General features: G+C 59.4%; 25 protein-coding genes and 1 pseudogene. 11 read left to right on the forward strand and 15 right to left on the reverse strand.

Annotated elements, in window-relative coordinates; translation table 11 throughout:
• Nucleotides 1–97 precede the first annotated feature (97 nt).
• On the reverse strand, nt 98–1,111 hold the full coding sequence (locus AC57B1_RS31900) for an aldo/keto reductase (protein WP_496419786.1): 1,014 nt from the start codon (nt 1,109–1,111) through the stop codon (nt 98–100).
• 178 nt (nt 1,112–1,289) lie between these two features.
• Nucleotides 1,290–2,198: a LysR family transcriptional regulator gene (locus tag AC57B1_RS31905; protein ID WP_496419707.1), complete on the reverse strand. Its 909-nt coding sequence runs from the start codon at nt 2,196–2,198 to the stop codon at nt 1,290–1,292.
• Nucleotides 2,199–2,409: 211 nt separating this feature from the next.
• Here AC57B1_RS31905 and AC57B1_RS31910 point away from each other — a divergent pair, with 211 nt between their 5' ends.
• Nucleotides 2,410–3,129, forward strand: coding sequence for a carboxymuconolactone decarboxylase family protein (locus AC57B1_RS31910; RefSeq protein ID WP_496419787.1), 720 nt, complete (start codon nt 2,410–2,412; stop codon nt 3,127–3,129).
• Between the two features lie 869 nt (nt 3,130–3,998).
• On the opposite strand, the gene AC57B1_RS31915 is transcribed toward AC57B1_RS31910, so the two are convergent.
• The 4 genes from AC57B1_RS31915 to AC57B1_RS31930 form a co-directional block, all read right to left on the reverse strand.
• Complete coding sequence (locus AC57B1_RS31915; RefSeq protein ID WP_496419708.1) at nt 3,999–4,250, reverse strand: hypothetical protein; 252 nt, start codon at nt 4,248–4,250, stop codon at nt 3,999–4,001.
• A gap of 91 nt (nt 4,251–4,341) precedes the next feature.
• Nucleotides 4,342–5,331 (reverse strand): aldo/keto reductase, encoded by a 990-nt coding sequence (locus tag AC57B1_RS31920; RefSeq protein WP_496419709.1) that lies wholly within the window; start codon nt 5,329–5,331, stop codon nt 4,342–4,344.
• Nucleotides 5,332–5,619: 288 nt separating this feature from the next.
• Complete coding sequence (locus AC57B1_RS31925; RefSeq protein ID WP_496419710.1) at nt 5,620–6,192, reverse strand: 2,3-bisphosphoglycerate-dependent phosphoglycerate mutase; 573 nt, start codon at nt 6,190–6,192, stop codon at nt 5,620–5,622.
• Nucleotide 6,193: 1 nt separating this feature from the next.
• Entirely contained in the window at nt 6,194–6,655 is a 462-nt protein-coding gene (locus AC57B1_RS31930) for a CreA family protein (RefSeq protein ID WP_496419711.1), read from the reverse strand.
• Here AC57B1_RS31930 and AC57B1_RS31935 point away from each other — a divergent pair.
• The 4 genes from AC57B1_RS31935 to AC57B1_RS31950 all read left to right on the forward strand — a co-directional run bounded on the left by AC57B1_RS31935 (nt 6,645) and on the right by AC57B1_RS31950 (nt 10,607).
• Nucleotides 6,645–6,839 (forward strand): hypothetical protein, encoded by a 195-nt coding sequence (locus AC57B1_RS31935; RefSeq protein ID WP_496419712.1) that lies wholly within the window; start codon nt 6,645–6,647, stop codon nt 6,837–6,839. The genes AC57B1_RS31930 and AC57B1_RS31935 overlap by 11 nt on opposite strands.
• Before the next feature lie 78 nt (nt 6,840–6,917).
• Nucleotides 6,918–7,397 carry a carboxypeptidase regulatory-like domain-containing protein gene (locus AC57B1_RS31940; RefSeq protein WP_496419713.1) on the forward strand — a complete coding sequence of 160 codons (480 nt, stop codon included), beginning with the start codon at nt 6,918–6,920 and terminating at the stop codon, nt 7,395–7,397.
• 32 nt (nt 7,398–7,429) lie between these two features.
• Entirely contained in the window at nt 7,430–9,952 is a 2,523-nt protein-coding gene (locus AC57B1_RS31945) for a cation-translocating P-type ATPase (RefSeq protein ID WP_496419714.1), read from the forward strand.
• 34 nt (nt 9,953–9,986) lie between these two features.
• Nucleotides 9,987–10,607: a hypothetical protein gene (locus AC57B1_RS31950; protein ID WP_496419715.1), complete on the forward strand. Its 621-nt coding sequence runs from the start codon at nt 9,987–9,989 to the stop codon at nt 10,605–10,607.
• An 84-nt stretch (nt 10,608–10,691) separates the two neighbouring features.
• Here AC57B1_RS31950 and AC57B1_RS31955 read toward each other — a convergent pair whose 3' ends face one another.
• A complete protein-coding gene (locus AC57B1_RS31955; RefSeq protein WP_496419716.1) occupies nt 10,692–11,633 on the reverse strand; it encodes a universal stress protein in 942 nt (313 codons plus the stop codon).
• A 115-nt stretch (nt 11,634–11,748) separates the two neighbouring features.
• Entirely contained in the window at nt 11,749–12,771 is a 1,023-nt protein-coding gene (locus AC57B1_RS31960; protein WP_496419717.1) for a universal stress protein, read from the reverse strand.
• 1,387 nt (nt 12,772–14,158) lie between these two features.
• Between AC57B1_RS31960 and AC57B1_RS31965 the strand changes: the two genes are divergently transcribed.
• A complete protein-coding gene (locus AC57B1_RS31965) occupies nt 14,159–14,983 on the forward strand; it encodes a universal stress protein (protein ID WP_496419718.1) in 825 nt (274 codons plus the stop codon).
• A gap of 12 nt (nt 14,984–14,995) precedes the next feature.
• Nucleotides 14,996–16,306 (forward strand): NRAMP family divalent metal transporter, encoded by a 1,311-nt coding sequence (locus AC57B1_RS31970; RefSeq protein ID WP_496419719.1) that lies wholly within the window; start codon nt 14,996–14,998, stop codon nt 16,304–16,306.
• A 446-nt stretch (nt 16,307–16,752) separates the two neighbouring features.
• Here AC57B1_RS31970 and AC57B1_RS31975 read toward each other — a convergent pair whose 3' ends face one another.
• Nucleotides 16,753–17,892: a porin gene (locus AC57B1_RS31975; protein ID WP_091798573.1), complete on the reverse strand. Its 1,140-nt coding sequence runs from the start codon at nt 17,890–17,892 to the stop codon at nt 16,753–16,755.
• Nucleotides 17,893–18,355: 463 nt separating this feature from the next.
• Between AC57B1_RS31975 and pstS the strand changes: the two genes are divergently transcribed.
• Together pstS and AC57B1_RS31985 are read left to right on the forward strand one after the other, a co-directional pair.
• Nucleotides 18,356–19,381, forward strand: coding sequence for a phosphate ABC transporter substrate-binding protein PstS (gene pstS / locus AC57B1_RS31980; RefSeq protein WP_496419720.1), 1,026 nt, complete (start codon nt 18,356–18,358; stop codon nt 19,379–19,381).
• A gap of 722 nt (nt 19,382–20,103) precedes the next feature.
• Nucleotides 20,104–20,331, forward strand: coding sequence for a hypothetical protein (locus AC57B1_RS31985; protein ID WP_496419721.1), 228 nt, complete (start codon nt 20,104–20,106; stop codon nt 20,329–20,331).
• A gap of 59 nt (nt 20,332–20,390) precedes the next feature.
• Here AC57B1_RS31985 and AC57B1_RS31990 read toward each other — a convergent pair whose 3' ends face one another.
• On the reverse strand, nt 20,391–20,654 hold the full coding sequence (locus AC57B1_RS31990; protein WP_496419722.1) for a hypothetical protein: 264 nt from the start codon (nt 20,652–20,654) through the stop codon (nt 20,391–20,393).
• 161 nt (nt 20,655–20,815) lie between these two features.
• Nucleotides 20,816–21,703 carry an alkaline phosphatase family protein gene (locus AC57B1_RS31995; RefSeq protein WP_496419723.1) on the reverse strand — a complete coding sequence of 296 codons (888 nt, stop codon included), beginning with the start codon at nt 21,701–21,703 and terminating at the stop codon, nt 20,816–20,818.
• 259 nt (nt 21,704–21,962) lie between these two features.
• Between AC57B1_RS31995 and AC57B1_RS32000 the strand changes: the two genes are divergently transcribed.
• On the forward strand, nt 21,963–23,000 hold the full coding sequence (locus AC57B1_RS32000) for an IS110 family RNA-guided transposase (protein WP_496419724.1): 1,038 nt from the start codon (nt 21,963–21,965) through the stop codon (nt 22,998–23,000).
• A gap of 249 nt (nt 23,001–23,249) precedes the next feature.
• Here AC57B1_RS32000 and AC57B1_RS32005 read toward each other — a convergent pair whose 3' ends face one another.
• The 3 genes from AC57B1_RS32005 to AC57B1_RS32015 all read right to left on the reverse strand — a co-directional run bounded on the left by AC57B1_RS32005 (nt 23,250) and on the right by AC57B1_RS32015 (nt 25,325).
• Nucleotides 23,250–24,266: an alkaline phosphatase family protein gene (locus AC57B1_RS32005; protein ID WP_496419725.1), complete on the reverse strand. Its 1,017-nt coding sequence runs from the start codon at nt 24,264–24,266 to the stop codon at nt 23,250–23,252.
• A gap of 188 nt (nt 24,267–24,454) precedes the next feature.
• Nucleotides 24,455–24,763 (reverse strand): CHAD domain-containing protein, encoded by a 309-nt coding sequence (locus AC57B1_RS32010; RefSeq protein ID WP_496419788.1) that lies wholly within the window; start codon nt 24,761–24,763, stop codon nt 24,455–24,457.
• A gap of 148 nt (nt 24,764–24,911) precedes the next feature.
• Nucleotides 24,912–25,325: a CHAD domain-containing protein gene (locus tag AC57B1_RS32015; protein ID WP_496419789.1), complete on the reverse strand. Its 414-nt coding sequence runs from the start codon at nt 25,323–25,325 to the stop codon at nt 24,912–24,914.
• 160 nt (nt 25,326–25,485) lie between these two features.
• Here AC57B1_RS32015 and AC57B1_RS32020 point away from each other — a divergent pair.
• Nucleotides 25,486–25,773: pseudogene (locus AC57B1_RS32020) on the forward strand (chromate transporter); the annotation flags it as partial.
• Nucleotides 25,774–25,864: 91 nt separating this feature from the next.
• Here AC57B1_RS32020 and AC57B1_RS32025 read toward each other — a convergent pair.
• Nucleotides 25,865–26,926: a DMT family transporter gene (locus AC57B1_RS32025; protein ID WP_496419726.1), complete on the reverse strand. Its 1,062-nt coding sequence runs from the start codon at nt 26,924–26,926 to the stop codon at nt 25,865–25,867.
• Nucleotides 26,927–26,973 lie beyond the last annotated feature (47 nt).

The following is a 26,973-nucleotide window of genomic DNA, read 5'->3' on the forward strand; positions in this document are numbered from 1 at the left end:
TACTTCGTTTTCGGTGACGAATTTACTTCGCTCTACGACGGCGCAAGAAAGTATCCGCGTCGTTCGCTGGAGATAGGGTGATGCCCGTGCTGCCAGATCAATCGGTGAGGCGCCGGCCTTCGATGGGATAGTTCGGATCGGTATATCCGGGCGTCGATGCATGGCCCGCAGGCACCAGACTGTCCACGAACTTTTCGTCATCGGGTCCAAGTTGCAGCGTCAGCGCGTCCATGTAACTGTCCCAATGCGCTCCCGTGCGTGGACCGGCGATAGCGGAACTCACAAACTTGTTCTTGAGCACCCACGCGATGGCGAACGCGATCGAGGTGGTATCGCGCTCGGCGGCGTGCGCCGCAACCTTTTGTGCAATGGCGAGCGATTCCGGGCGCCACTCGGTCTGCTGGATGCGCTTGTCACCGCGCGCAACGCGAGAGTCCGCCGGCGGCGCATTGTCGGGTGCGTATTTGCCGGTCAGCACGCCGCGCGCGAGGGGGCTGTAGGGCACCACGCCAATGCCGTAATGTCCGGCAGCAGGCATCAGTTCGACTTCGGCCGTCCGGTCGACCAGGTTGTAAACCGGTTCGATTGCAACGGGACGATCAATGCCAAGCTGATCGGCGAGGCGCACGATCTCCGCAATTCGCCAGGCGCGGAAGTTGGAAAGGCCGAAGTAACGCACCTTTCCCTGGCGAATGAGGTCGCCAATGGCCCGCACCCCTTCCTCCAGCGGCGCGTCGACAAGCGACCGGTGGAAGTAGAGAACGTCGATGTAGTCAGTGCCGAGGCGCTTAAGACTGGCGTCGACTGTCTGGCAGATCCACTTGCGCGACTGGCCCTGTTCGTTCGGACGAGCCGCAGCCGAAGCCGGATACCCGAATTTGGTCGCCACGACCCAGTCGTCACGTCGTTCCGCGATCGCCCGGCCGACAATTTCTTCAGATCGACCAGCGTGGTAGACGTCCGCGGTGTCGAGGAAGTTGACACCATGATCAAAGGCCTTGTCGATAATCCGGCGCGAGGTCGCTTCATCCGTTTCGCCGCCAAACATCATCGCACCCAGACACAAAGGCGAAACCTTGAGGGCGCTGCGACCCAGATACCGATAGTCCATTCTCGTCATCTCCATGCAGGCTGCACCTGCGGTTAGCAGAGAGAGCGTGCGCACCGCAAACGGCGCGCACGCCGGCGCTTTGATCGCCATCTGCATGGAGGATGATAGGCCGCGGGTATCTAGTGATAAAGCCCGTAAAACCGCAAACCCTCATGAACTGAAATCATGAGTCCAATTTTCAGCGTCCGGGTTGCTCCGTGCGATAACGGATCGCATCGATCACCACGGTCATCGCTCGCGAGAACTCACGACGGGTCGCGTAGCACGCGTGCAGCCCTGGAAACGTGGGACACCATTCTTCCAATACCTTCACGAGGCGACCCGCTTCGACATGAGACTGCGCGAGGTCAGCCGGGACGTAAGCGAGACCATATCCCGACAACGCCGCAGCCAGCATCGGGTAGGTCCCGTTGAATGCGAGTTGTCCGTCCACGCGAACCTGCACTTCGCGACTGCCTTTCTTTAATTCCCACGGATAAAAGCCGCCCAGCGTCGGCAAACGCAGATTGATGCAGTTGTGCGTAGTCAGGTCCTGGGGCTTCTTTGGCAGCGCGCGTGTCTTCAGATACTCCGGCGCGCCAACAATTGCCATGCGCATTTCGGGCGCGACGCGGACCGCGATCATGTCCTTCGCCACCTGATCGCCATGGCGAACGCCGATGTCGTACCGGTCTGCCACGATGTCCGAGAGGCCGTAGTCGGTGATGATCTCCACCTTGAGGTCAGGATAGTCGCGAAGGACCGGCGACAACCTGGGCCACAGGACCGTCTCGGTCGCGTAATCCGTCGCGGTGATGCGAATCGTGCCCGCGGGTTTGTCGCGAAACTCCGTGACGGCCGCCAGTTCGGAGTCGATCTCCTCAAAGCGGGGTGCGATGGTTCGGATCAGTCGCTCGCCGGCCTCCGTCGGTGCGACGCTGCGCGTGGTTCGGGTCAGGAGTCGCATGCCGAGCCGGGTTTCGAGCGCCCGGATGGTATGGCTCAAGGCCGATTGCGACACGCCGAGCTGCGCGGCCGCACGTGTGAAGCTGCGCTCACGCGCGACGGCAATCAGCGCCAGCAGGTCGTTGTAGCTTTCTCGACGCATTGATGAACTCGTTTCATAGGTGTTTGCCGATTCTAGCGCCTAGTCGCCGGCGAGTGGCTGCGTTAGATTTCAAATGCGGCGCAGGGCAGGTCGGCTCATTTCAATGCGGTCAGAACCTGTCGAGGAAATGCCGATGAGGATATTCGTTGTGGCAATCATGGCGCTTGCGCTCGGCGCCGCAGCCTGTTCGCAGTTCGAAAGGAAAACTGATATGGAAAGTCTGGATCGCTCGTCCCCCGTCAATCTGCTCGCCGGAATGGACGCCGTTTCACCGGCCCTCGAGCGCTACACGAACGATGTGGTGCTGGGCGACCTGTGGAAACGTCCGCAGCTTTCCGCTCGGGATCGCAGCGTGGTTACGCTCTCGGTATTGATTGCGCGCAATCAGAGTGCGGAGTTGCCCTTCTATCTCGATCTCGCACTCGACAGCGGCCTGAGGCCCAGTGAGATTTCGGAAATCATCACGCATCTGGCGTTCTACTCCGGTTGGGCCACCGCGACCGCAGCGGTGAAGGTCACGAAGGCCGTCTTCGAAAGACGTGGGATTACGGCGGCGCAACTTCCGCCGGCGGCAGTTGATTTCCTTCCTCTCGACAAGGCGGCAGAAGCCCAGCGCGAAAGCACCGTGCAGCAAAACTTCGGCGTGGTCTCTCCCGGCGTCGTCCAGTTCACCCGGGACGCGCTGTTCAACGACCTGTGGCTGCGACCAGGTCTGGCGCCACGCGACCGCAGTCTCGTCACGGTCAGCGCGCTGGTTGCCACCGGCCAGGTCGCGCAACTGACCTATCACCTGAACCGGGCAATGGATAACGGACTGACGAAGGCGCAGGCGTCGGAGGTGATGACACAACTGGCGTTCTATGCGGGTTGGCCGAATGTATTTACGGCACTTCCGGTCGTCAAGGACGTACTTGATAAGCGACCTGGCTGAGGTCTTGCACGGGACCTGACGGCTGGAGCAAACGCACCTGTCGATCCAACGCAAGAGAGACCTCATGCAACCAAAACTGGATGGCGCTACTAGGCTGTTTCCGATCATCGGTTACCCGATCGAATTCGTAAAATCGCCGCGACAGTTGACGCGTGGCTTCGCGCACGACGCCACAACGCCGTTTGCCTGCCCATGCAGGTAGCGAAGGGCGACCTGGCAGCGGTCATGCATGCGCTGACACGGACCGGAAACGTCGGTGGCCTGCTTGTCACAATGCCGCATAAATTCTCGGCATTCGCATAATGCGCGACCAGCCGTCGAAACTTGGTCGCTGTTTTGATGAATCCTGGACAGCCGTGGTCGGGACTTCGCTTTCATGTACAGAGGCAGGGCAGCCCGGCGCTCTGCCGTGTCTGACAGAATTCAGACGTAAGCCGCACTTTGATCGCAGTTGGCGGGCGCCTGTTGCCGATGGGCGATGTCCCCGCACTTGACATGCCGATACCGCCTGACGTGCTGTTTATCCATGTCAGCGGAAGCGCTGGAATATGGCCTTAGGACACATAGAACAGGTATTCCTTAGCGATTCGCGCAACCGAACCCGATTGAATGCGCCGCCTTTTCATAGGCGCATGTGTGTTGCGTACCGAGTCCGATGTGCCAGGGCATTGTGGTGCATCTACCATCGGTGATTCACATGGACGATTACTCGCGCACGCGCCCGTAGCCTGCGCGGCGATTCGCCAGCCGACCAGCACGCCGCTGCTGGTCGACAGCGCACAGCCGGCGGACCCAATGACGAACAGCACGAGTCCGATGGCTTTCGGCATGCGGCGGCCGTGACGGTCGCCGATAGGACCCCACAGCAGTTAGCCCAGACTGAGCCCGACCAGATAGCTGGAGATCGTCAGCTCGATCGCACCCGTATCGGCGTGCGGCGAGAGCACCATCGCGGGCACGGCAGGCAGATACAGGTCTGTCGAGATCGACGCGAGCTCCGTCAGGAAGCTCAGACTGGCGAGGATCCGCGGCCCGTGCTGGTCGGTGGAGGGCGTCACGCTCTCCGTCGCAGCGCTGGGCAATGTTCCCGCTGGAGCGGGTGAGCAATTATTCAACGACATGATCTGGTATCTCTTTTAAGCCAATAGCGCTCCCGAGTTGCCGCAGACTTGCGACGGCGTAGGAGCGAACGGGTAGGGCGAACCGTTGAGCCTAGCGGTCGATTCGCTGCTGCAAATGGGCCGGATAACGATCACCTACGACCTTGATTTGCTCCAACGCCGCTTCGATAGCGACGAGATCGGCAGCCGACAATTCGACCGCAGCCGCGCCGATATTTTCTTCCAGCCGATGGATTTTGGTGGTGCCCGGAATCGGCACTATCCATGGCCGTTGCGCCAGCAACCACGCAAGGGCAATCTGCGCGCGTGTCGCACCTTTGCCGTCTGCAATCTTGCCGAGCACGTCGACTAGGCCCGTGTTGGCCTTACGGTTCTCTTGGGAGAAACGCGGCACCACATTGCGGAAATCGGTCTTGTCAAACGACGTGGCCGCATCGATCGCGCCGGTCAGAAAGCCCTTGCCGAGCGGGCTGAACGGCACGAATCCGATGCCCAGTTCCTTTAGCGTGGGCGGCACCGTCGCTTCCGGCTCACGCCACCACAACGAATACTCGCTCTGCAGAGCCGTCACGGGCTGAACGGCATGAGCGCGCCGAATCGTCTGCTCACCGGCCTCCGACAGGCCGAAGTGCTTCACCTTGCCCTCGGCGATGAGTGCCTTGACGGTGCCTGCGACTTCTTCGATAGGCACGTCCGGGTCTACGCGATGCTGATAGAGCACGTCGATGACGTCGGTCTTCAGCCGTTTGAGCATGCCGTCGACCGCCCATCGGATATGATCCGGGCGGCTTGTTAGGATTTGCTGCTTTCCGTCGCCGCCGAAAGTGAAGCCGAACTTTGTCGCGATCACCACCTGATCACGGATGGGCGCCAGCGCCTCGCCGACGACTTCCTCGTTGAGATAAGGCCCGTAAACCTCTGCGGTATCGAAGAATGTCACGCCGCGGTCGAAGGCGGAGCATATTAACTCCACTGCTTTGTGTCGATCGGTGGCCGGCCAGTAGGCGTGGCTTAGCCCCATGCACCCGAGGCCAATCGCCGATACTTCCAGTCCCGATTTGCCGAGTGGTCTCTTGTTCAACTTGCGCTCCTTGCAGTAGACGACGAGGGCAGAGTAGCCAGATGTTTATTGCTCTAGGCATCGCGGTTTCGAGCGAATCGACGACCGTCCTGTCGGCTGGGGTGATCCGCACGGAGATCATTGACCGGTCAGTTGTAGACAGACGACGAGGTACATTCCTGCGTTTGGTCGCTAGACAAATCCACAGCGTTCGCGCATGAGATTGCTGTTGTGTGAGACCAACTCAGTTCTTGTACCACCTCGCTCAACCGCGCCGATCCAGACGAGCTTCAGATTGCCTGCGAGAACTCAAACGTTAAAGCGGTACATTAACCGTAGATCGCGGTCAAATTGTAACGACATTAGTTCACAGTTCGGAACCTCGATCTCGTCAAGTGCATCCAGATTGTGGTTTTCCAGCCATGCAATCAGGACTCTTAATGAATTCCCGTGTGCCACGACAACTGGGTTGGACGGCGTGCTCAGAGCGGGATATATTCTCTCCCGCCAAAACTCTAAGACGCGAGTCTGGGTATCGGCCAATGACTCGGACATTGGCAGCAAAGTGGGGTCGACACCCCATTGCGCCACGCCAGAAATCAGCGACTTTTGCCCATTTTCATCGATGTCAGGTGGGCATGCAGCAAAACCTCGCCGCCACAACAGGGTCCGCTCGGCCCCATAGACTTCGCTAATTTCGGCTTTTAATTGTCCAGTAAGTGCACCATAGTGACGTTCGTTTAGCCGCCAGTCTCGAAGGATCCCTGTATTAGATCTCCCGCTTGCATCTGCAATCAACTTGGCTGTTTCAGTTGCACGATCGAGAACCGACGTGAAGATCAGACTGATCGGAACGCCCGTCGCGCGTAGGCGCCGTCCCACCTTAATAGACTGGCAACCTTATCACATAGATGCGAGCCGGCAAGTCGCCCGCAACCTCGTCTTCTTTGTATGTGACGTAGACAAGCGAGTGACGTTCAGTGCCCAGTACCCGGAGTATATGGAGCGAGTTGAAAGTTGGATCTGTCTCGGCCGTGAATACCTGCGCCTGCCTGGAAACTGTTTCGGCAATGCGGATGTCGCCTGTCTGATGGCAGGAAGCCGTCAGGTCCGTCCCGTGGGTGTTACGTCCACTTCCCAGTGCGCCATCGGAATGCGCCTCTGACACATAGCAGGTCACGCCTTTCACGAAGGGATCGTCATAAGCCGAAATGGCGATGTGAGAACCATATCGCTGGGTATGCGTCTCGATCGTCGCCAGCTCCCTGGCAGCGACTAAGGAAGACGAAAATATCAGCATTGCACCCGGGATGCTCCACCGCCCTGGAATCAGCTTGATCATCATCCACCTCCGGGTATCCGACAGTCAGATCGCCAGCCGCGCAATGCTGCAATCACGGATCGCTGAGTTCAGGCTATTTCACCCGGAAGTCCGCTGCTTGACGCAGGTCAACGCCTGCGTGTTCGCCTGGCGTCATTCTGAAAATGGATACGTTATCCGCGTAGGGCGCCTGTCGGCAGCGGATTGACCGTCCCTTGTCCAGGCGAGAACAAATGACGACTTCGGTCGCCTGTTTCGTCAGTAAGTTCGCATATCGAGGATTGCCATGTTCAGGAACGCCCGTCTTTCGTTGCTTCTACCTTTCCTTGTCTGCGTCTGTGCAAACGGTTCTGCGCTCGCACAATCGTTACCGCAACCTGCTTCGCAAAACGGCGTCTCCTACATAACCGGCGGTGTGGGCGAAGACGAAGTTCGGGCATTTCGCGCCGCAGCTCCAGGCTACAACCTTCGCATGACGTTCGCGTCGAAGACAGGGAACTATCTGTCCGACGTCGACGTAACGATAACGTCCGGAGCCGGGCGACCAGTCCTGTCCGTTCGGACAGAGGGTCCATTCCTGTTTGTCCGCCTTCCTGCAGGGCGCTATCAGATCGGGGCGAAAACGCGTCACATCACGGAAACCAGAAAGGTGCAGGTGCCCGCGCGCGGCGGGGCCGATTTGCGTTTCTACTGGGAAGATCCGGATCGTCACGGAGTCGTGCACATCTGTAAAAGCTGTCCGGATACAGATACAGGCCGTCCCTGAGCGGCCTGTTCCGTGTCGCAATCCGCGTACTGATGGACACCAGAATGCAAACAAATCGCATAGAGCGCGTCCCGGACGTAATCTCTGGCACCATCGAACCGGCACCGGCGGTCGTACACGCCGACAGGAAGCATGGGCTGTCGAGCGCGCAGGTGGCGGAGCAGCGCGCCCGCTTCGGTCGTAACATCGTGGATTCAACGGCGCGCCGCACCTGGTCGCGAACGCTGTGGGAGGTAATCCGTGAGCCCATGTTCCTTCTGTTGCTCGCGGCGAGCGCTATCTATTTCGTGCTCGGGGACATTTCGGAGGCGCTGACGCTCCTCGCGTTCGTGATGGGGATTGTCTTTCTCACGGTCTTTCAAAGTCACCGCACCGCGCAGGTTCTCGACTCTCTTCGCGAATTGTCCGCGCCCCGCGCGCAGGTACTTCGAGACGGGCAACGGCAACTCGTTTCCGCTGCCGAACTGGTGCCCGGCGACGTGGTTTTCGTCGACGAAGGCGCACGCGTGCCCGCTGACGGCGCCGTGACAGAGGCTCACGAGCTGAGCGTAGACGAGTCGTTACTGACAGGCGAGTCCGTTTCTGTGAGCAAGTCCGTGGCACGACCCGATGCAAATCCAGAGGAAGATCCGGGCGGGCAGCTTTTTTTCGGATCGATGGTGGTGCAGGGTCAGGGGCGGATGATTGTGACTGCGACCGGGCCGAACACGACGCTCGGTCGCATTGGAAAATCGTTGACCGGCATTACGGAAGCCCGCTCGCCGTTGCAACTGGAGACGAGAACATTCGTCAATCGCTTTGCGTTGGCTGCGATCGCAGTGTGTCTGCTCCTCGTCGTGGCCTATCGTTGGCGTTCCGGGGAATGGCTTCCGGGCGTGCTCGCCGGGATCACGCTGGCCATGGGGATTCTTCCCGAAGAGATTCCGGTGATACTGACCGTGTTCATGGCACTTGGGGCTCGCCGCATCGCCAGCGAAGGCGTGCTAACGCGCCGTATGAGCGCCATCGAAACTCTTGGCCAGACCTCAGTGCTGTGCGTCGACAAGACGGGCACATTGACGCAAAACCGCATGTCCGTGCGCGTGCTGTTTGCGCAAGGAAAACAGCAGATCATCGATCAGACGACGCGACGGATTGACGAGGCGTATCACGAACTCATCGAATATCTGGTGCTCGCCAGCGAAATTGAACCGGTCGATCCAATGGAGCGGGCATTTCACGAAACAGGCCGGGTTGGGCTCGCCGGCACCGGACGCCTCCACGAGGACTGGTCTCTGATTCATGAGTACGCGCTGACACCGGAGTTGCCGGCTATGTCTCACGCATGGCACGCGCCAGAACTCAATCATCACGCAGTGGCCTGCAAGGGCGCGCCAGAGGCGGTCTGTGCTTTGTGTCACCTGGGCGAGCGGGACACGCAAACTGTCCTTGATCAGGCCGCGCAGATGGCATCGGGCGGGCTGCGGGTGCTTGGGGTGGCCAAGGCACGGCACTCACATACCGACTGGCCGGAACAGCAGCATGACTTCGAGTTCTCGTTCGTGGGGCTGGTTGGACTTCTGGACCCGGTCCGGCCGGAGGCTGCGGGCGCTATCTCGGAATGTCAGGCAGCCGGCATCCGCGTGGTGATGATCACTGGCGACTATCCGTCGACGGCGCGGGCGATTGCGACCGAAGTCGGCATCGACGCCGCACGGATCGTGACCGGCCAGGAAGTTGCAGCGATGGACGACGCACAGCTTCGCGACACCATAAAAACCATCGGCGTGTTCGCTCGCGTCAAACCGGAGCAGAAGCTACGGCTCGTCAACGCGCTCCGGGCAAGTGGCCAGGTGGTCGCGATGACAGGCGACGGTGTGAACGACGCGCCAGCGCTCAAGGCGGCACACATCGGCATTGCGATGGGACTGCGCGGCGCCGAAGTTGCGCGCGAGGTAGCCTCGCTGGTTCTGCTCCGTGACGACTTCGCACCGATCGTGTCGGCGATCCGGCTGGGCAGGCGTATCTACGCCAATCTCGTGCAGGCGATCAGCTATACGGTTGCCGTTCACATTCCGATGATAGCGGCCACCATGATTCCGGTGCTCGTCGGCTGGCCGCCGATGCTTGGGCCGGTTCATATCGTTTTTCTGCAACTGGTTATCGATCCCGTCTGCTCGGTCGTGTTCGAGAACGAGCCTGAACGCGAGAACCTGATGCGTATGCCACCGCGCCGTGCTGGCGCGCGCCTGCTGTCGAACCGCGCGATGGGCCAAGGGGCGGTGGCGGGCGCGCTGGCCGCCATGCTGGTTCTCGGTCTCTATGCCGGCTTGCTGACTCACGGCTACGACCTTGCCTTCGCGCGCACATTGTCATTCGTGACGCTCGTGGCGTGTAATGTGACGTTGATCTTTGTAATCAGACTCTTTCCGCAGTCGGGGGGCCGTACCCGCGTACGTCAGCCGAATCGCTACCTCTGGATTGTTCTTGGTGTCACCAGTGCGGGGCTTCTGCTGCTTATGACCGTTCCCGCCCTGGCTCGGCTGTTTGGACTGGTTGCGTTGCTGAGGGCCTGAAGGTGCAGATACAAAAGACCTGGAGAATGCTTCTGTGATCACGATGGCAATGCTATTTGCAGCAATTTTGCTGCTCAACGTCATTCCGGCCTTCGCCCGTCCCACGTGGATGGCAATGTCGTGGATCGGATTCAACCAGCCAGACCATAGCCCCTTGTTGCTTGCAGTCATTGCTGCCAGTGCCGCCACCATGGGGCGTCTGATTCTCGCGCGATGCTCCGGATGGCTCGTACGCGGGCACCTGATGCGCGAAGCGGACCGGCAGAACATCGATGTCGTAAAGGCGTGGCTGGAAAAAAGAAAGGCGGTGACTGCCGGTGTGCTGCTGCTGTATGCATTCAGTCCATTTCCATCCAATTATCTGTTCATCGCGTATGGGCTAACCAGCTTGCGACTGTGGCTGATCGGCGTGCCCTTCTTCTTCGGACGCCTCGCGAGCTATGCGTTCTGGACACATTTTGCGCAGGTCGCACACTCGTACCTGGACCCTGAACTGGATCTCGAGGGAGGGTATCTGGGCGCTTACTTCGTTCTTACCCAACTGGCTTTGTTAGGGCTTGTTTTCGCCCTGATGCGAATCGACTGGAGCGTTGCACTTAACGAGCACAAGCTCCGGTTCAGACGCCCCAGGACGCGCGAGAACGCAGGTGCCTGACTAACTGGCTAACGCCACCGAACTGTCGCTCGCATCACTCAGGCGAACGCACAGAATTCAGGAATGGATCAGTTTCTGCATGCATCATGACAAGGATGAAGAATTCAGGTGGGGGCGAACCATCAACAGCGGAGTTTGAGTAATGCGGGCTGTTCGGCCTGCGACGCTTCCGAGAAACCAGCGTGAGAAGCCGCGCCGACCGTGCGTGCCGACGACTACGAGGTCCGCGTGCCATCGCTGAGCCTCGCGAACAATCGTGTGGGGTATGTCATCGCTTGCAGGGTCGGTTTTGACCAGCCCCAATTCTACGGGGTTAATCCGATTGGCAAAAACTTCGGCCGCCGCGGCGAGCACCTTATCCCCCTCTTCGATGAACGTATCCTCGAGAAATCGAACAGCGCGATCGACGACGTAGACAGCTCGTATTGAGAAATCGGATCTTGCGAGACGCAGGCCAGACTTCAGGGCATCGAATGAAGCCTCGCTGCCGTCAAGCGCGAACAGGATTCGTCGCGGATAGGCATGTATCGCGGCCACATAGCTGGCGGGCACGATGAGAATTGAACACGGAGTCTGGCTTGTGACGAATTCGGATACCGTTCCTTCGAACCAGCGCAACATGCCGTCATGTTGACGTGCACCGACCACGAGCAGGTCGGCTTGCCACTCACTTGCAGCATCGATCAACGCATTTTCCGCATAGCCACCTGGCCTCGAAAGTTCGACCACTCGGGCCTCGACGTCGATCTTTGCATCAGCGAAAACTTCTTGTGCCTGTTTAACTGCCTCGCTGGCATCCCGCAAAAGCTCCTCGTGAATCGTCTCGAATACAGCATCCGCCAACAATCCAAGCGGCACGAGCACACGCGGGTTCTCGGCGACACTTACTATACACACCTCAGTGCCTGGGCTCACGAGGCCGCATACATACTTCGCCAGACGTGTGGACATAGGTGTCGAGTCAACACCGATTAGAATCCGCTCGAATCCTGATTTAGGGATACTACTGGCACTCGGTGCAGTCATGTCTTGTGCTCCGCGCAACGCGTGATCTCACACGCATTTGTGGTGCTTGGAAATCAGACCAGCGTACGCTATCGGAAAAACACAAAATCAGAATATTCAAGCGGGCGCTGCCTGTCTAAGACTGGTTCCCTAGCGATCTGATTTCTACTGTCGAGGTCTCCGTCTCTTCATTGTTCTCTGCCTGATCGGCTACTGCCCGTACGAGCAGCAGCGGCGTTGCAGTGATACGCGCGACGCGGTTTGACACGCTGCCAAGCACCCATCCTGCAACGCCACGCCGCCCATGCGTGCCCATGACTAGCAGGTCCGCCGGCCAGCGAACAGCCTCGCGAACTATGGTGTGTGCGATATCGTCACCGCTCCGCTTCGTATGCAGAAAACCGGAGTCGGTGGAAATACCGGGGGCAAGCAATGCAAATACTTTAGCCACCGTGGCGAGGGCCCGTTTCCCCTCGTCAACCAGTGCCGCCTCCCGCACGTCCATTGGAACCAGATCGGTGAAGCTGATGGTCCGATCTACGACAAACACCGCCCTTAGATGCGCCCCTTTCGCGGCGAGCGTCATGCCTGTCAGCAAAGCCTGATGAGACGCCGGGCTTCCGTCAATGGCGAAGAGTATCTTAGTCGGTCCATGCTGGAGTTGCGGCTCGTAGCTCTCCGGGACGATGAGCACGGGGCATTGAACCAGCTTGCTCACGGGTCCAGATACGGCGCCCTCAACCCATCGCGACAGGCCATGATGTTGTCTCGCTCCAAGGACAAGCAGATCCGCATTCCACCTCTGCGCTTCCGATGCGAGGGCATGCGACACATCGCCGCCGTACCTCGCGAGGTCTAGCAGTTCCGCCTCCACCCTCAAACCACGGTCTTCAAAAATGCGTCGAACGTTCGATAACGCGACCTCCGCGGATTCTCTCAACTCGTCGGAGAAAGCCGCGATATTCAGCCCGGTTGTCGAGTGCGCGGAGAGTATCGCCCTGGGGTTTTCGAGCACGCTCACGACACGAACCTGGACGCCTGCAACAACCAGTTGACAGGCGTAGGTGGCCGCATGGATGGACGCGATACTCGAATCTACGCAAAGCAGAAGCCGACTGAAACTGGCCGAAGGCGAATTGGAACTGACTTCCTGGTTCATGGAGAGACTCCGTGATTATCGCGGAAAACGCCCGACGGAAGCATCGTCTAGGCATACCCGTCAAAAGACAGTCTATACGCTACGTATAAGACGCTACGTATAAGACCTTCTCCTTTGCTTTCAATTGATTTGCTAACTAGCGGTGACGACTCGCACAGCGAGGCTATCCACTTCGGGCATATAGGTGTTCAGTGGTTCCGCGCAGGCAGATTTTGCACTCCCGAGCGTACCGGCGAGGAGAGAGCTGAACATCGCCGTCCCACACGTGCACAAAATATCGCGCCAAGAAACCCGCAACTCCTCAGAATATTGCGTCATGGCTGTCTCCAGTCGGATCCGAGGCGAACGGTCGCCTGTTCGGCGCCATCGTCTGCGTCGCCCCTACGCTCGTTGACGGCCTTTGCATGACCGTCGCCGAACCCCGATGGAGAAAACAAAAGCAGCCTCCCAACAGGAGTTATCCGACAATGCTACCGAGAAACAGTCCGATGGTTGCTGCACTGCGGCAATAGCCCGGGCTCATTCGTTTGTATGGTTGACCTAGCATGGATATTGCCGATGTTGCAGCGCGCAGTCGAAATTCCGCTTGCCTCGCTAAAGGATTACTGTGTGCACACTGAGCAGGCAAGTGGGCGTTCGCGGCAATGGTCGCTTCGGAAAACTTGAGTGCCGGCGGTGGGGCAACCTGAACTGCTCAACACTGGGTGTGCCCGCGCATCGCATAAGCAGCGGTTCCAGAAAATGTCATGAAGCCGTTAAAGCAACGATGGCGATATGCACCGGACGATCGCTGGGAATGCTCGACGATTTTCTTGCCGATTACTCCCCGGCAAAATAGAAGGGTTTACCCCCGGTTCATTCAGGCGGGCGAGGGCCAGCGAAAGACTTTCGCTGCCAAAAGCGGTAAAGGACTGACGCCATCCCGTTGAGGTCGAGTCGGCGCTCGGTGATCGGATTGCCTGCGGCGTAACGATCGAGGCGTCCCATAACGGCCGCAACGTTCGCGGACCGGTACGGAGCGATAGTGTACGTGGCATTCACGTTGAAGTGAGCATCGCGCAACCGGAACTGGAACCTGAACAGGCATCGTAATGCGGTAGTCCCGATGCCGCGTTTTCCGGCTGCGTGATGCCGAACATCGTCCCGGTATAGGTCGCTTTGGACTAGGTTACAACGACACTCGTCAAGACGCTGACTAGTGCGTTGTGTCCGACGCGCAGCTTCCGTGAAGTATCGTGATCTGCATCAAATCATCCGCGGGAGGTGGGGCGGTTAATTCAGGAAGCGGGATCGCGCGTTATCGTGGTTGCCACTCGCCATGCCTGATGTCGACTCAACGGCGCGCGTCTGCGCCGGATCCGGCAGGCAAGTAATCGGGAGAATGGAGATGCTACGCGATTTGCTGGTGCACGTGGACGGGAGCGAGTCGGGGCGGCGCAGGGTGCAATTCGCCGTCGACCTGGCAGTGAGCACGGGCGCACGCCTTACTGGAATACATGTGACCCCGCCGGCAGAAGTCCCACCCTTGTACAAGCCGACACGTGTCGCAGAAGTGGCTGCGCATCTCTCCTCCATACTCGCTCGGGACACACGGGCAGCAACAACGGCCTTCGGGGAAGAAGCGATGGCACGCCTCGCTGACGCATGCTGGTTCGAGTCGAGCGGTGACGTAGCCGACGGCGTCAGCGACAGGGCACGGTACGCAGACCTTGTCGTCATCGGCCAATATGAATGGCAAGGCCCGCCCGAAACCCATCCCTTGCCGGTCGCTCACCGGGTCGCCGTGCGAAGCGGTCGCCCGGTCCTGGTCGTGCCTGCCGCCGTACAGTCGAATTCACTGGCCAGGGCCGCCATTGCCTGGGACGGTAGCCGCGAATCCGTGCGGGCAATCCACGACGCTCTGCCGCTACTGCGGCTGTCACGGTCGGTCCAGATCATCACGATTCTTTCCCCGTCAGCGGAGAGCCGCGAGGACGACGCGGAAAGCCTCCTCGCGCACCTCGCCAGACATTCGGTGGCGGTCGGACAAGACCTGATCCGGATGAGAACCGCGGAAGAGCATGCTTCACTGCGGGAGCACATCGAGAAAGGACCATACGACTGGCTGGTGATGGGCGCCTACTCTCACCCGATGTGGATGGAATTCATTTTCGGCGGCGTTACGCAATCCATCCTCCTGTCGTCGAAGATACCCGTGCTTGTTTCCCACTAGCGAGGTGAATGAATGGACGTTAATGGGCAGCAGGGACCGCCGCAAACGAACACTCTTCGGATTCTTTTGCGGCGTCTGAAGGAGCACCCGCTATCGCGGATCGGACCAGGGCTCATCACCGGCGTCGCCGACGATGACCCTAGCGGGATCGCCACGTATTCCCAGGCGGGCGCTCAATTCGGCCTGAACATGCTTTGGACGATGCCGCTAGCTTACCCTTTAATGGTTGCCGTTCAATCGATGTGCGCGAACCTCGGCAGGGTTACAGGGAAGGGGCTCGCGGCCAACATAAAAACCGCATTCCCTCCGATCGTTGTAAGGAGCGTCGTGCTGCTACTGCTCATCGCCAATACGCTCAACATCGCGGCCGACGTAGCAGCCATGGGCGAAGTGGCGGAGCTTGTCTCAGGTTTCAATCGTCACCTCATGACAGCGTTCTTCGTGTTCGCGACGCTTCTGCTGCAGATGTTCGTTCCCTACCATCGGTACGTCTTCTTCCTGAAGTGGTTGACCGTCTCCCTGCTTGCTTACGCGGCAGTTCTCTTTACGGTTCATGTTCCCTGGGGACAGGTCGCACTGCGCACGGTCTGGCCCAAGTTCACACCCAATGCCAGCGCCGCCGCCGTGGTGGTCGGCGTTTTCGGCACGACCATCAGCCCCTACCTGTTTTTCTGGCAGGCGTCCGAGGAGGTCGAGGACATGCAGGCGAAACACGGCAGTGCGCCGCTTGTGCGTGACGCCCGTGCTGCACGCACGGAACTTCGGCGCATCCGGTGGGATACCTGGAGCGGCATGCTCTACTCCGATGTTGCCGCCTACTTCATCATTCTTGCGACCGCCGTCACACTCCATGTGGCTGGAATCACCGACATCAACACGGCGGGGGAGGCAGCCAGTGCGCTGCGGCCGCTCGCGGGTAACTTTGCATACATGCTCTTCGCCTTTGGCATTCTCGGTGTGGGCCTGATTGGCGTGCCGGTGCTGGCAGGTTCTGGGGCATACGCCCTTTCGGAGGTGATGGGTTGGAAGGAAGGGCTTGAACGCAGGGTGGGCGATGCGCGAGGGTTCTACGGCATCATCGCCGTCAGCGTGCTCGCCGGACTCGGTATCCAGTATTCGCCAATCAGTCCGATGAAAGCCTTGTTCTGGAGCGCCGTCATTAACGGCGTCGTCGCCGTACCGCTGATGGTTGTCATCATCATCCTGGTCTCGAAGAAATCGGTAATGGGCGCTTTCACGGCGAGTCGACCGCTTGTCATTCTAGGCTGGATCGCGACAGCCATTATGGGCGTGGCGGCAATGGCGATGTTCATCCCTGGATAGCCATTCGGTGCGCGTTCCGTTCACATTGCGACCGTCGGCTTTCGTGGACATTCGGACGTCGGGTCCGCCCAGACATCGGACCTTGGTGGTCGGGGGCATGTCGCCTGCTTGCAGCAAACGGCTGGAAAAACGGGGGGCGCATTGTCGCCAGACGACTAGGCTGGGTCACCGGGTGAAAAAAAGCCCGTCCATCAGGACGGGCAAAAATACTACGCAGAGAAAGTCGCGTCGGTGCAAGTGAATGCGGACGCTCGTTTCCACATTCACTGCGCCGTGACCGCCGTTTCGTCGGGATCCGCGACAAGAGTCCCGACACATCCGGATCCCACCTTTGAATCAGACAGCATCGGTCGCGTCCGGATGAATTTGCCCCGGCGACTGCTTTGCCGGCGCCTACTGCTCTTGTGTGCTGACGCAGGGCTAAACCACTTCTGCGTCAGGCTTCCTTAGAAGCGGGTCAAGATACCGACCGAACCCATGACCTGATTGGCCGTCGACGAAGCGCCGCCGGCGTTGTACATGACTGCGACGTTCTTGTTGCCGGTTGCGTGCTGATACATGGCTTCACCATACAGCTCCGTGCGCTTGGACAGCGAATAACGCGCAATCGCGTTGACCTGATTCCACTTCGGATCGGCGCCATACGACGTTGTACCACTCAGGTGTGCGTCCGTGTACGCATACGAAACACCGAGCATCAGCGCCGGCGTGAGTGCGTACTTACCGTTGAGTTCGTAGTTGTCGAAATGGGCACCACCATTTTTCAGGCCGAACGCGTTCGTATTCTGGTACTGGCTGTGCGTGTAGACAAAGCCGACCGTCGCAGGACCAAAGCCATAGCTCAGGCCCGCACCGGCCGTACGCTGCACATCCGACGTCAGGCCACCCTTGAACTCGGTCGGATCAGCGGCACCCGTGGTATTCGGATTCGAAGCGCCCGAACCGTTGATCTGCAGGTAGGCGGCTGCCACGTTCAACCCGCCGAACTTGTAGCTGGCGCCCGCGCTGTAGGCGCGATCGACTGCAAAGCCGGTCTGCGTGTTGCTGAATGCGTACATACCCCCAGCCTTGAAGCCGGCATAGTCGACGCTGGCGAACTTGACCGAGTTATTGAAGCGAACGCTGTGTTGCAGGTTGTCGTTGTCATACGGGTGCGCAAAACCCGAATCACCAAATGTGCCTGCCGTGGCCGACAGCGGTGCGACGAAATCGACCATGGAGTCATACTGGCGGCCCAGCGTGACGGTGCCAAAGTCATTGCTGCTCAGGCCAACGTACGCCTGACGGCCGAACATCCGGCCACCTTGACCGAGCGTGCCGTTATTGACGTTAAAACCATTTTCGAGCACGAAGATCGCCTTCAGACCACCACCGAGATCTTCCGAACCGCGCAGGCCGAACCGGCTGCCACTGATGTTGCCGCTCGCCAGGGCTACCCGGCCGCTCCCATGACCGTTACCCGTCGCAACGTTATTCGTATACGTGATGCCAGCGTCGACGAGACCGTACAGCGTGACCGAACTTTGTGCATGGGCAGCCGATGCGGCGAGCGCCGATACGGCGAGGGCGATGGTGATTTTTTTCATAATTTAACTCTGGCTTTTGCTCTACAAGGGTTAGAAACCGCGTGAGTATAGGAAACCGCTCCATCAAACCAGCCCTTTCCGTCCGGTATAACGCTATTGCGATAAATGAAACAATTCGTCACAAACTCGAAACAATTGAGGCGCGACAGCGCTTGGCGGGGTCAGTAAAAGCAAAACGATCGGCATTTGCCTGCAATACCAGTGGAATTGGCGCAACACCGACCATGCCCCGTGGCTGCTTATCGAGGGAGAGGGACTGGAATCGCGCCCAGTCGAGCTGAACGAAATGGGGCGAGGTAAAGCTATGCGCAAGGGCGAAGCGTCCCCTTGCGCCTTTTGATGCGATCGATGATTTTCGCTGCGTTTTTACTGATTCCTGGATGGAGCGGTCACAAAAAAGTCACATCCTGCACTTAAGGTGCAGACCTCCGTAGGGCATTCAAAACACGTGAGGAATCTGGATATGAAGCTCAAGCGACTCGCCGCTGCTCTGTGCGCAATTTGCGCCGCCACCGCACATGCCGCCGATATCACGGGCGCTGGCAGCACCTTCGCAGCGCCGATCTACACGAAGTGGGCCGACGCCTATCAGAAGTCCGGCGGCGGCAAGGTCAACTATCAGGGTATCGGTTCGTCGGGCGGCGTGAAGCAGATTATCGCGAAGACGGTTGATTTCGCGGGCACGGACGCTCCGCTGAAGGACGAAGATCTCGCAAAGGAAGGTCTGTTCCAGTTCCCGACGGTCGTCGGTGGGGTGGTCCCCGTCATCAACGTGCCCGGCGTGAAGGCCGGTGAAGTGACACTGTCGGGCGAAGTTCTCGGCGACATCTACCTGGGCAAGATCAGGAAGTGGAACGACGCGGCAATCGTCGCGCTCAACCCGAAGGTCAAGCTGCCGGATACCGACATCGCGGTAGTGCGCCGCGCCGATGGTTCGGGCACCAGCTTCGTCTGGACGAACTATCTGTCCAAGGTCAATGCGGACTGGAAAACGAAGGTTGGTGAGGGTTCCACGGTCAACTGGCCGACGGGCACGGGCGGCAAGGGCAACGACGGCGTAGCAGCCTTCGTGCAGCGTCTGCCAGGCGCGATCGGCTATGTCGAATGGGCGTACGCGAAGCAAAACCACATGACCTATGTCGACATGAAAAATTCGACAGGTACGGTGGTCGAGCCGAAAACGGACACGTTCAAGGCCGCCGCTGCTGGCGCAGTCTGGTCGAAGTCGTTCTACCAGATCCTGACGAACGAGCCGGGCAAGACCGCATGGCCGATCGTCGCCGCGACGTTCGTGCTGGTGCACACGACGCAGGACAAGCCGGAGCAGGGTAAGGAGACGCTGAAGTTCTTTGACTGGGCGTTCAGGAATGGCGCACAGGCAGCGAACGAACTGGATTACATCTCACTGCCGGAATCGGTTGTGTCGGAAATCCGTGCGCAATGGAAGGCGAAGGTGAAGGACGCGTCGGGTAAGTCGGTGGCCGAGTAAGGCAGGGGACCATCAGGCAAGGCTTTTGAGACCGGCCATCCGGGTGACGCGCCCGGATGCGTTCCTGAGCTTGCACGCCAAACCTAAATGTAAATGCGCAGTAGAGGGTGCTTGCTCTTGTTGGACCTCTGTGAAAAGGGGATGCTGAATAGTACCCGCATAGTGCATACCATTTCATTGCACCGGTACTGCTGGTACGGCCCGGCGGCAGCGGACACGAGAGACACGACGGGGCCTCTGCCTTCCGAAGATTGTCTGGAGGGGGTATGAGTCGCATGCGTGCGGCGACAGGTCAGATCCCGTCGTGCCGCCAGAGATCAGGTCCGCCTTCCGGGACCTTTATATCCTCTCAAGCTGCTCTGCGCAGTTCGGCGGCTACGGTCAGGAAATCCCTGAGCCGCAATGGCGCGCGCTGATCGAGCGCACCGGCCGGCACGGCCAGGACTGTTTTTGAGAGTGAGCTTTCCTTCGATCGGGACGTGGAAGCGGCGCTTCGCCGACTTTTACAGATCTGGAAATGCATCATCGATGCTTCATCTTGAGAGGCGAGGGTGCCCGCCCGCGTTCTGGCGGGAGGCTGGCAGGCTGGGCAGCGAGGCCTATGTGTGCCTTGATGTGGGGGGCAGCGGGCAGCACCGGAGCTGCCATGGGAATGTGTGCCGATCACGCGGGTTCAGTTATTGCTGCGTCGCAGCAATCTCCCATCCCCCAGCGAGACCGCCATGCCTGCATCGAAACCCGTCGTGGCACGTGTCAACCTCGCCGACCGCATCATCTGTGCAACCTTCGATCAATCCACTGGCCGGTTGCGCATCATCGAGGGGGCGAAAATCCTCAACGCGCGGCTTCCACCCGACTCCTGGGTCGCCATCGCCTCGGTGAGCCAATCCAGCGGATGGGGTACACGACCCAGCGAAGCCGATCTGGGTGTCTATCTGCGTGTTACATGAGCATTCAACCTTCAGCGCAGGCTTCCTGATACCGTGACCAGCGGCGCGTCAGTCCGCCGTCAGAGATCAGCGGCCAAAAGCGTTACCCGTTCGCCGGTGGCCGGCAACGCTTTATTCGCTATTGTCAGCAAGAGGTGACGCTTGCCCAGCTCGAAAGCAAGCATCAACTGTTTTGGGGTTTTGCTGGCGGCGCCGAGTTTTTCGCAAACCGTTTCAGCTGGAAGCGCAAAGGCACAGTATCCCCAACCGAAGCCATAGGCCGAAAACCATAGTGTTGAATCGCCACAAAGGAAGGGAGCCGTAAGGTTCTTGGGCTGGTCCATGTCACCATCCTGACCGATAGGGGAATCGCGATTTTTGCACAGCGAGCGTACAAAGTCCTTTTCCCGTGGTCCGATGTTTGCCGGCAGGCGAAAAAAGACCGCCGCTGAAATGCGCGGCGGTCACGTTTCCATTGCGAACGCAAAGGAGCCGGCGCTCGCGATCAGAAAGGCCACCAGCCTTTGCCCCCGCTGTCATGCCCCCCATCGTTGCGCTGCTGCCCATTGCCTTGCCCGTGAGCGTCCGGGTCCCGCCCGAAGTCGAAGAGGTCGAACAGATCGCCGATCGCCGGCGCGTTCACTGGCACGTAGGGATTGTCGCTGCGCTGGACCGGATTCGGCAGGTTGTCACGACTGCGCCCGGTGATCGGCGGCAAGCCCCAGTTGCGCTCGATGAATTTCACCAACGACGCGTGATCGGCGTAGCCGTGCGAAATGTGGCCGCCGGTGGAATACTTCGATACGGCGATCATCGGGATACGCGAGCCATCGCCAAAAAAGTCGACGGGCTGGATGTAGCCTGAGTCGTAGTAGCCGCCGCCCTCGTCCGTGGTGATAAGGATCGCCGTGCTGGCCCATAGCCTTGGATCGTTCTTCACCGCATCGACCAGTTTCCTGACGAATGCCTCATACAGGCCAAATTTCGATGAGGTCGGATGCCCGTCGAGCAGTCCGCTCGGCTTCACGAAGGACACCGCAGGCAGGTTGCCGGAACTGATGTCCGCGTACAGGTCCGGCAGATCCGCAAGGTGCGTCTCGCGAACCTTCTGGTTCGTCATGATCGACGTCTCATACAGGAACGGATTGCAGATGTTGCAGTAGACGCTCTTCGACGGATCGCTGATGAAGCTGCGCCAGCCTTCGCCGTAGTACTTCCACGGGATATGGCGATCAAGCAGCGTGTCGCCGATCGTGCGCACCGGCGAGGGCGGGATCGTGAACGGCGATGTCGTCGTGTCGAGCACTGTGCCGTCGCCGTTGTAGCCCGGGTTGTAATTGTTGAGCAGGTAGTAGTGCGCCGGCGCACAGTTCGGTTTCGGGTCGTACGGCAAGGACTCGAGGTACCGGCGGATCGGCCCCACACCCGGCTGACCGGGATCAGAACAATTGCTGTAGCTGCCGCCTGAGTAGCCGTCCTGCGTGTACCAGTTGTTGGTGCCTGCCAGTGGATTGGGATTTTCAATCTGGTTCGATGGCGGCGTCGCCGCGTTACCGTTTCCGTCAGTAATGGAATGGACGCCCCCACCTGACCGACTGGTATGCGAAGTCTGTCAAGATGGCTACGTCATCACCTGACTGAGTGGAGCGACCATGAAGATTGCGACTGTAGGAATTGATCTGGCGAAAAACGTGTTTCAGGTTCACGGTGTAAATGAACACGGCAAATGCGTCCTGAAGAAGCAGCTCAAACGCAGCCAGATGATTGAGTTCTTCGCGAACCCGGAGGTAAGCCTCGTTGGGATGGAGGCTTGCGGGGGCGCTCATTATTGGGCTCGCCGGCTGCAGACGCTTGGCCACACAGTAAGACTGATGGCACCGCAGTTCGTGAAGCCATATGTAAAGACGAACAAGAACGACGCCGCTGATGCGGAGGCTATCTGTGAAGCCGTCGCAAGGCCAAACATGCGATTCGTACCGGTCAAGAACGTTGAGCAACAAGCAATGCTCTCTGTACACCGAGCCCGTCAGGGCTTCGTTATCGCGCGCACCGCGCAGGCGAACCAGATTCGCGGACTACTGACTGAGTTCGGCATAGTATTGCCGCAGGGTCTTGCGAATGTTCGCAGTTGTGCACGTGAGTTGATTGAAGACGGGAGAAACGAATTGCCCGGTAGTTTCCGGCTTCTAATCGAACGACTGCTCGATCACCTCGCTGAGCTCGACAGGCAGGTCGAAGAACTCGAGGCTCAAATCAGGAGTGTCCACAGTACGAATGAAATGAGCCGAAAGCTTGAGAAGATACCTGGCATTGGACCGATTACGGCGAGTGCGCTTGTGGCGACAATCGGCGATGCCCGTGACTTCACCAACGGGCGACAACTTGCCGCCTGGATGGGATTAGTGCCGGGTCAATCGTCGAGCGGAGGAAAGACGACGCTCCTAGGGATCAGCAAAAGAGGTGACGTTTATTTGCGAACCTTGCTCATTCACGGCGCGCGTGCAGCGTTAAGAGCGTTCCAGAACAAGGCTGACCAAAGCGGCGATAACTGGCTCCGCAAGCTCCTCGAACGACGCCACTTCAATGTAGTCGCGGTTGCGCTAGCGAACAGAAACGCGCGTGTCATCTGGGCCCTACTTGCTCGCAACCGGCAGTATCAGGCGAACTACAAGATGAACCCCGCGGTTTAGGTCGAGTAACGCTCAGGTTTCGAACTGGCGTTTCAGCAGGAGAGGAAAACTCGCACACCCCATAGATTGCTCAGGCGTTCACGCAGTGATGGCAAAACAGGTTGGACCGTGATCGGATAAGCCCGCTACTACCAAAGCGCCACGGAGCGCGATTCAGTGTTGGGGAGCCGATCAGCGTATTCCATCAGGGACGGATCGGGCCATGGGCCTGGTGAAAAAGTCCGGATACATGGCTGCAATCTTGTTTCCTTACCCATCATGAAAAGACCGCTTGGCAAACCGGGGGCGTCCATACATGTAGTAGTAGGCATCCGCGGCGCCGATCATGATGCTGTTCGCCCCCGTGCCGCCCATTACCGGCTGATGGTAGTTGTCGCTCATCGTGTATTGCCGGGCGAGTTGCGTAAAGTACGGCATGTCGCCGTTGTTCACGTTGTAGAAGCCAAGCGCATTCGAGCCCTCCCCGGTGGTCTGGTCAGTGAAGGGTGTGGGCTGTGGCTTGCCATTGCTGCCCGCGCCGATGCTGGTCTCGACCCAGGCGAAAAGGTCGCCCAGACAGCCGCTTGGGTTTTCACGGCTCGCGTGCGCCACTGCACAGTCCGATTGCTGCCATGCCTGGTAGAAGCGGTGCACCGGACCGCCCATGTAAGCATCATAGAGGGGCGGCTGCAGCAGATATGGGCCGTTCAGTAGCGCGTTGTAGTTGGCCACCCGGGAATCCTTTACGTCCGTCGGCAATCCTGAAGCGCCGGTAAGCAGCTGGTCGATGTCGGACGCTTCCAGTGCGGAACCTTCAGCCTGCGCGGCCGCATTGTGGGTCGCGAAAGGTGGCGGGCTCGTATCGCTTGCCGCGGTGTGCGTGCCACCCGTGTTTGGGGAGGGCAGCGTCCCATAAGCAGTCTTGTCAGGGGGGGCGAGCGCGAACTCCGTCGGTCCGGTCAGTTGCGCCTGGTATTGCTGCGCCTTTCTGAAATTCGGGCCGGGCGAGCCATCCGCATTGACGATACCCTTCGACAGCAGATTTGATACCGACTGCCCGTGCCCTGGCTGGTAGGTGCCGAACACGTGGTCGAACGTGCGGTTTTCCCCGACAACGACAATCACGTGTCTGATCGGCGTACGCGTCTCGGACCGGTGGTCGTCACCGGCTGCCGCAACGCCCGTGGACAATGTTGAGAACGCGAGTGCAGCCGCTCCCGCGCAGGTGGCAAGCGAAGCTTGCAGGTAAACCTTGTTGCATCGGTGTGACAAGTGGAACACGCCCATCTCCCATCTCCTTACCGTTGGTTACAACGGTGAGACCTTAGGGAGCGTCCGTGAACATTGCGGGTCGGGGGCATTACGGTTGCCTGTCGTTGCGCTGCAGGGCCCGCGTTGAGCGCAATAAAGGCGATTGCTCGCTATCAGGTGTCCGAAAAGGGCGAACTGCCACGCAAAAGAAATTCTGCCGCACTTCAATGCGTCCCTGGTTGTATCCTGACGAAACGGTCAGTGTGGCGGTGACAGGCGACTAAAGCGCTTCCACAGCGTCCGTAACGCTTCATGGTCGGCCGCAACGCGGGACGCAAGATAGCCTCGCGCGTACCCCGGGTGCCCGCCGCCGTCTCCTGGCGTTCGGATGCCAGTATTGTGAGAAGACCGTCCGCTACGACGACATCGCTGCGCCGGCCGAGATCGTCCTGAAGCCTGCTGAGCGCCGCCACGTGATGGCGCACTCCCTGCTTCGGATACAGTGAAGCGAAGAACTCCGTGGCAAACCGCAGTCTCTTCGCCGCAACGCGCGCGGCGGTGCCGCCGCTGCGCATCCAGGTCCGGCAGATTGTGGCCACGCTTGCTCAGCTGCTCGTGCCGCTTGGCTAGCCGGCTGCTGGCGAACCTGCCGATCGTCCGGTCGAGCGCCGGCCGCCGGGTCTACTCCAGTCCTTCACGCCAGGCCGCCTGATCAATCCAGCGCGTAAGCTCGGTGATGAGTCGCGTATAGCGCACCGAGTCGACCGCCGCCGCCGCGCGGGTGCGGTTCTGTTTCGCCATTTCTCTGGCCGCCTGCGTGACTGCGTCGGCGTAGATATCGACGGGCGCGCCGTCTAAGCCAGCGGGCAAGGTCAAGCTGCCAGTACTTCCCAGTCGCGTGCAGCACCGAGTTCGCCCGCGATCCACCGCAGTTCTTCGGGAAAGGAGAGGGGCCGTTATCACACCCTCGAAAAGGTCGAAGGCGGACCGCAGACGTCGCAGGCCAGCGCGCATCTGATGAGCGCTCGAAGGAGCGTCGCCCGACACGACACCGCGTGCATTCCCGTGAACCTGGGTGAGGCAATTTTCCTCGATGCGCCGGAATGACTTCTCGACGGTACGGCTTCCTTCAGCCTGAGCGGCTGTGCTTGGACCGCCATAGCATGTTCCTCAACAACCAGCTCGTAGCCAAGGCTGCCCTTGCTGACGTAGCTGAGGCGCAAGGGCACAGTATCGGGATGGCTAGGCGCTTACGTTCATTCTGTTCGGCGGTCCCTTCATCGAAACGACCCGCAGTAACCTGAAGTTTACTGCGCCGTTGACAGGCATCACTTCCGCTGTGGTTGGCTTCATCGTGAATCTCGCCGTGTTTTTTGGCCTTCAGGTGCTGTGGCCACATGGCATCAAGGGCGGATTCGAATGGCCCTCGGTGCTTATAGGTCTGGCTGCCGGTATCGCACTGTTCCGGTTCAAGGTCGGAGTAATAACGGTCGTGCTCGCATGCGGTGTAATAGGACTCGCGCTGCGACTGTTTGTTCTTTGAGGGGGCCTTATACCAGCACCATCTGCCGACGCTGCTCATGCTGGCGCCCGTCAATAGAAGGCCCAAATAGCCGTTTGTCGTCCTCCACGCGTCAATGGGTATGCCGATGATGGATGTCGGGAAAGTGCGCGTGCGTGTGAGTGATAGGCGCATGTTGATGAGGATGCGTGTGCGGCTCATCACCGTCCCAATCAAAATCATGCGTATGCTGGTGGTGCTCGTCGTGCCGGTGTCGATGGTTATGGTCCAAAACCTCGTGAGTGTGCGGATGTTCATGCCGCTCACGGATATGAAGCCAGATTCCCAAAGCCATGAGCGCCGCGGCAATCCAGAAAGACAGCGATGGCACTTCCGGCCAGAGAAAAAGCGATAACGCGACGCCGAATACCGGGGCGACTGAAAAATACGCGCCGGTTCGGGCGGTACCCAGATTTCGCAGGGCGACGACAAAAAGAACCAAACTCACGCCGTAGCCAGCGAAGCCGGTCAGCATGGCAGCCGCCACCTTCCCGACGCCTGGCAGATGCGCGCCGAGAAGCAGCGCGATGCACAGATTGACTGAGCCCGCGACAAGCCCTTTCAGGCAGGCAATGACCATCGCGTCGTTCGCCGAGACCTTTCGCGTCAGGTTATTGTCGACCGCCCACGCAACGCAGGCTGCGACGACGAGCAGTGCACCGAGCGAGACGGCAGTGTCGCCAGGCTGCCACGAAAGGACGACACCGCCTGCCACTATCGCGATCATCCCAAGAAATATCTGGACGTCGACGTTTTCGCGGAACACAACCCAGGCAATCACTGCCGTGAACACGCCTTCAAGATTCAGTAGTAGGGAACTGGTTGCAGCGGGAGTTGTGCTGAGACCGAGCATCAGCAGGGCAGGTCCGGCCACCCCGCCCGCTGCGATTGCCCCGAGAAGCCAAGGCACTTCGGCGACCTGAATCCGGCTTTCGTTCTGGCGCTCTCCAGTCGTGCGGCGTAGGCGTTGAACAAAAATTCCGAGAGCAAGACCAACGCCACTGCCCAGGTAGAAGAGGCCTGCGACCATGAAGGGCGACAGCGTACCAAGCAGCGTCTTGGCGAGCGGCGTCGTCGCGCCGAATAGCGCGGCTGCTAGCAGAGCTGTAAAAGCGGCGTTGTGACGTGCATTCATGAATGACGGCTGCAAACATTAGCCGGGTTTGGGAGGCATCTGGCGAA

This window comes from Paraburkholderia sp. BGA-UO-ETr-F21 (genome assembly GCF_059567925.1).

What these genes read in the sequence shown, in the direction of transcription:
- AC57B1_RS31970 (WP_496419719.1), top strand. Translation starts at nt 14,996, where the DNA reads ATGGACGTTAATGGGCAGCAGGGACCGCCGCAAACGAACACTCTTCGG.
- AC57B1_RS31990 (WP_496419722.1), bottom strand. Translation starts at nt 20,654, where the DNA reads ATGGACCAGCCCAAGAACCTTACGGCTCCCTTCCTTTGTGGCGATTCA.
- AC57B1_RS31900 (WP_496419786.1), bottom strand. Translation starts at nt 1,111, where the DNA reads ATGGACTATCGGTATCTGGGTCGCAGCGCCCTCAAGGTTTCGCCTTTG.
- pstS (WP_496419720.1), top strand. Translation starts at nt 18,356, where the DNA reads ATGAAGCTCAAGCGACTCGCCGCTGCTCTGTGCGCAATTTGCGCCGCC.
- AC57B1_RS31910 (WP_496419787.1), top strand. Translation starts at nt 2,410, where the DNA reads ATGGAAAGTCTGGATCGCTCGTCCCCCGTCAATCTGCTCGCCGGAATG.
- AC57B1_RS31960 (WP_496419717.1), bottom strand. Translation starts at nt 12,771, where the DNA reads ATGAACCAGGAAGTCAGTTCCAATTCGCCTTCGGCCAGTTTCAGTCGG.
- AC57B1_RS31985 (WP_496419721.1), top strand. Translation starts at nt 20,104, where the DNA reads ATGCCTGCATCGAAACCCGTCGTGGCACGTGTCAACCTCGCCGACCGC.
- AC57B1_RS32000 (WP_496419724.1), top strand. Translation starts at nt 21,963, where the DNA reads ATGAAGATTGCGACTGTAGGAATTGATCTGGCGAAAAACGTGTTTCAG.
- AC57B1_RS31955 (WP_496419716.1), bottom strand. Translation starts at nt 11,633, where the DNA reads ATGACTGCACCGAGTGCCAGTAGTATCCCTAAATCAGGATTCGAGCGG.
- AC57B1_RS31965 (WP_496419718.1), top strand. Translation starts at nt 14,159, where the DNA reads ATGCTACGCGATTTGCTGGTGCACGTGGACGGGAGCGAGTCGGGGCGG.
- AC57B1_RS31905 (WP_496419707.1), bottom strand. Translation starts at nt 2,198, where the DNA reads ATGCGTCGAGAAAGCTACAACGACCTGCTGGCGCTGATTGCCGTCGCG.
- AC57B1_RS31930 (WP_496419711.1), bottom strand. Translation starts at nt 6,655, where the DNA reads ATGATGATCAAGCTGATTCCAGGGCGGTGGAGCATCCCGGGTGCAATG.
- AC57B1_RS32005 (WP_496419725.1), bottom strand. Translation starts at nt 24,266, where the DNA reads ATGGGCGTGTTCCACTTGTCACACCGATGCAACAAGGTTTACCTGCAA.
- AC57B1_RS31915 (WP_496419708.1), bottom strand. Translation starts at nt 4,250, where the DNA reads ATGTCGTTGAATAATTGCTCACCCGCTCCAGCGGGAACATTGCCCAGC.
- AC57B1_RS31945 (WP_496419714.1), top strand. Translation starts at nt 7,430, where the DNA reads ATGGACACCAGAATGCAAACAAATCGCATAGAGCGCGTCCCGGACGTA.
- AC57B1_RS31975 (WP_091798573.1), bottom strand. Translation starts at nt 17,892, where the DNA reads ATGAAAAAAATCACCATCGCCCTCGCCGTATCGGCGCTCGCCGCATCG.
- AC57B1_RS31940 (WP_496419713.1), top strand. Translation starts at nt 6,918, where the DNA reads ATGTTCAGGAACGCCCGTCTTTCGTTGCTTCTACCTTTCCTTGTCTGC.
- AC57B1_RS32025 (WP_496419726.1), bottom strand. Translation starts at nt 26,926, where the DNA reads ATGAATGCACGTCACAACGCCGCTTTTACAGCTCTGCTAGCAGCCGCG.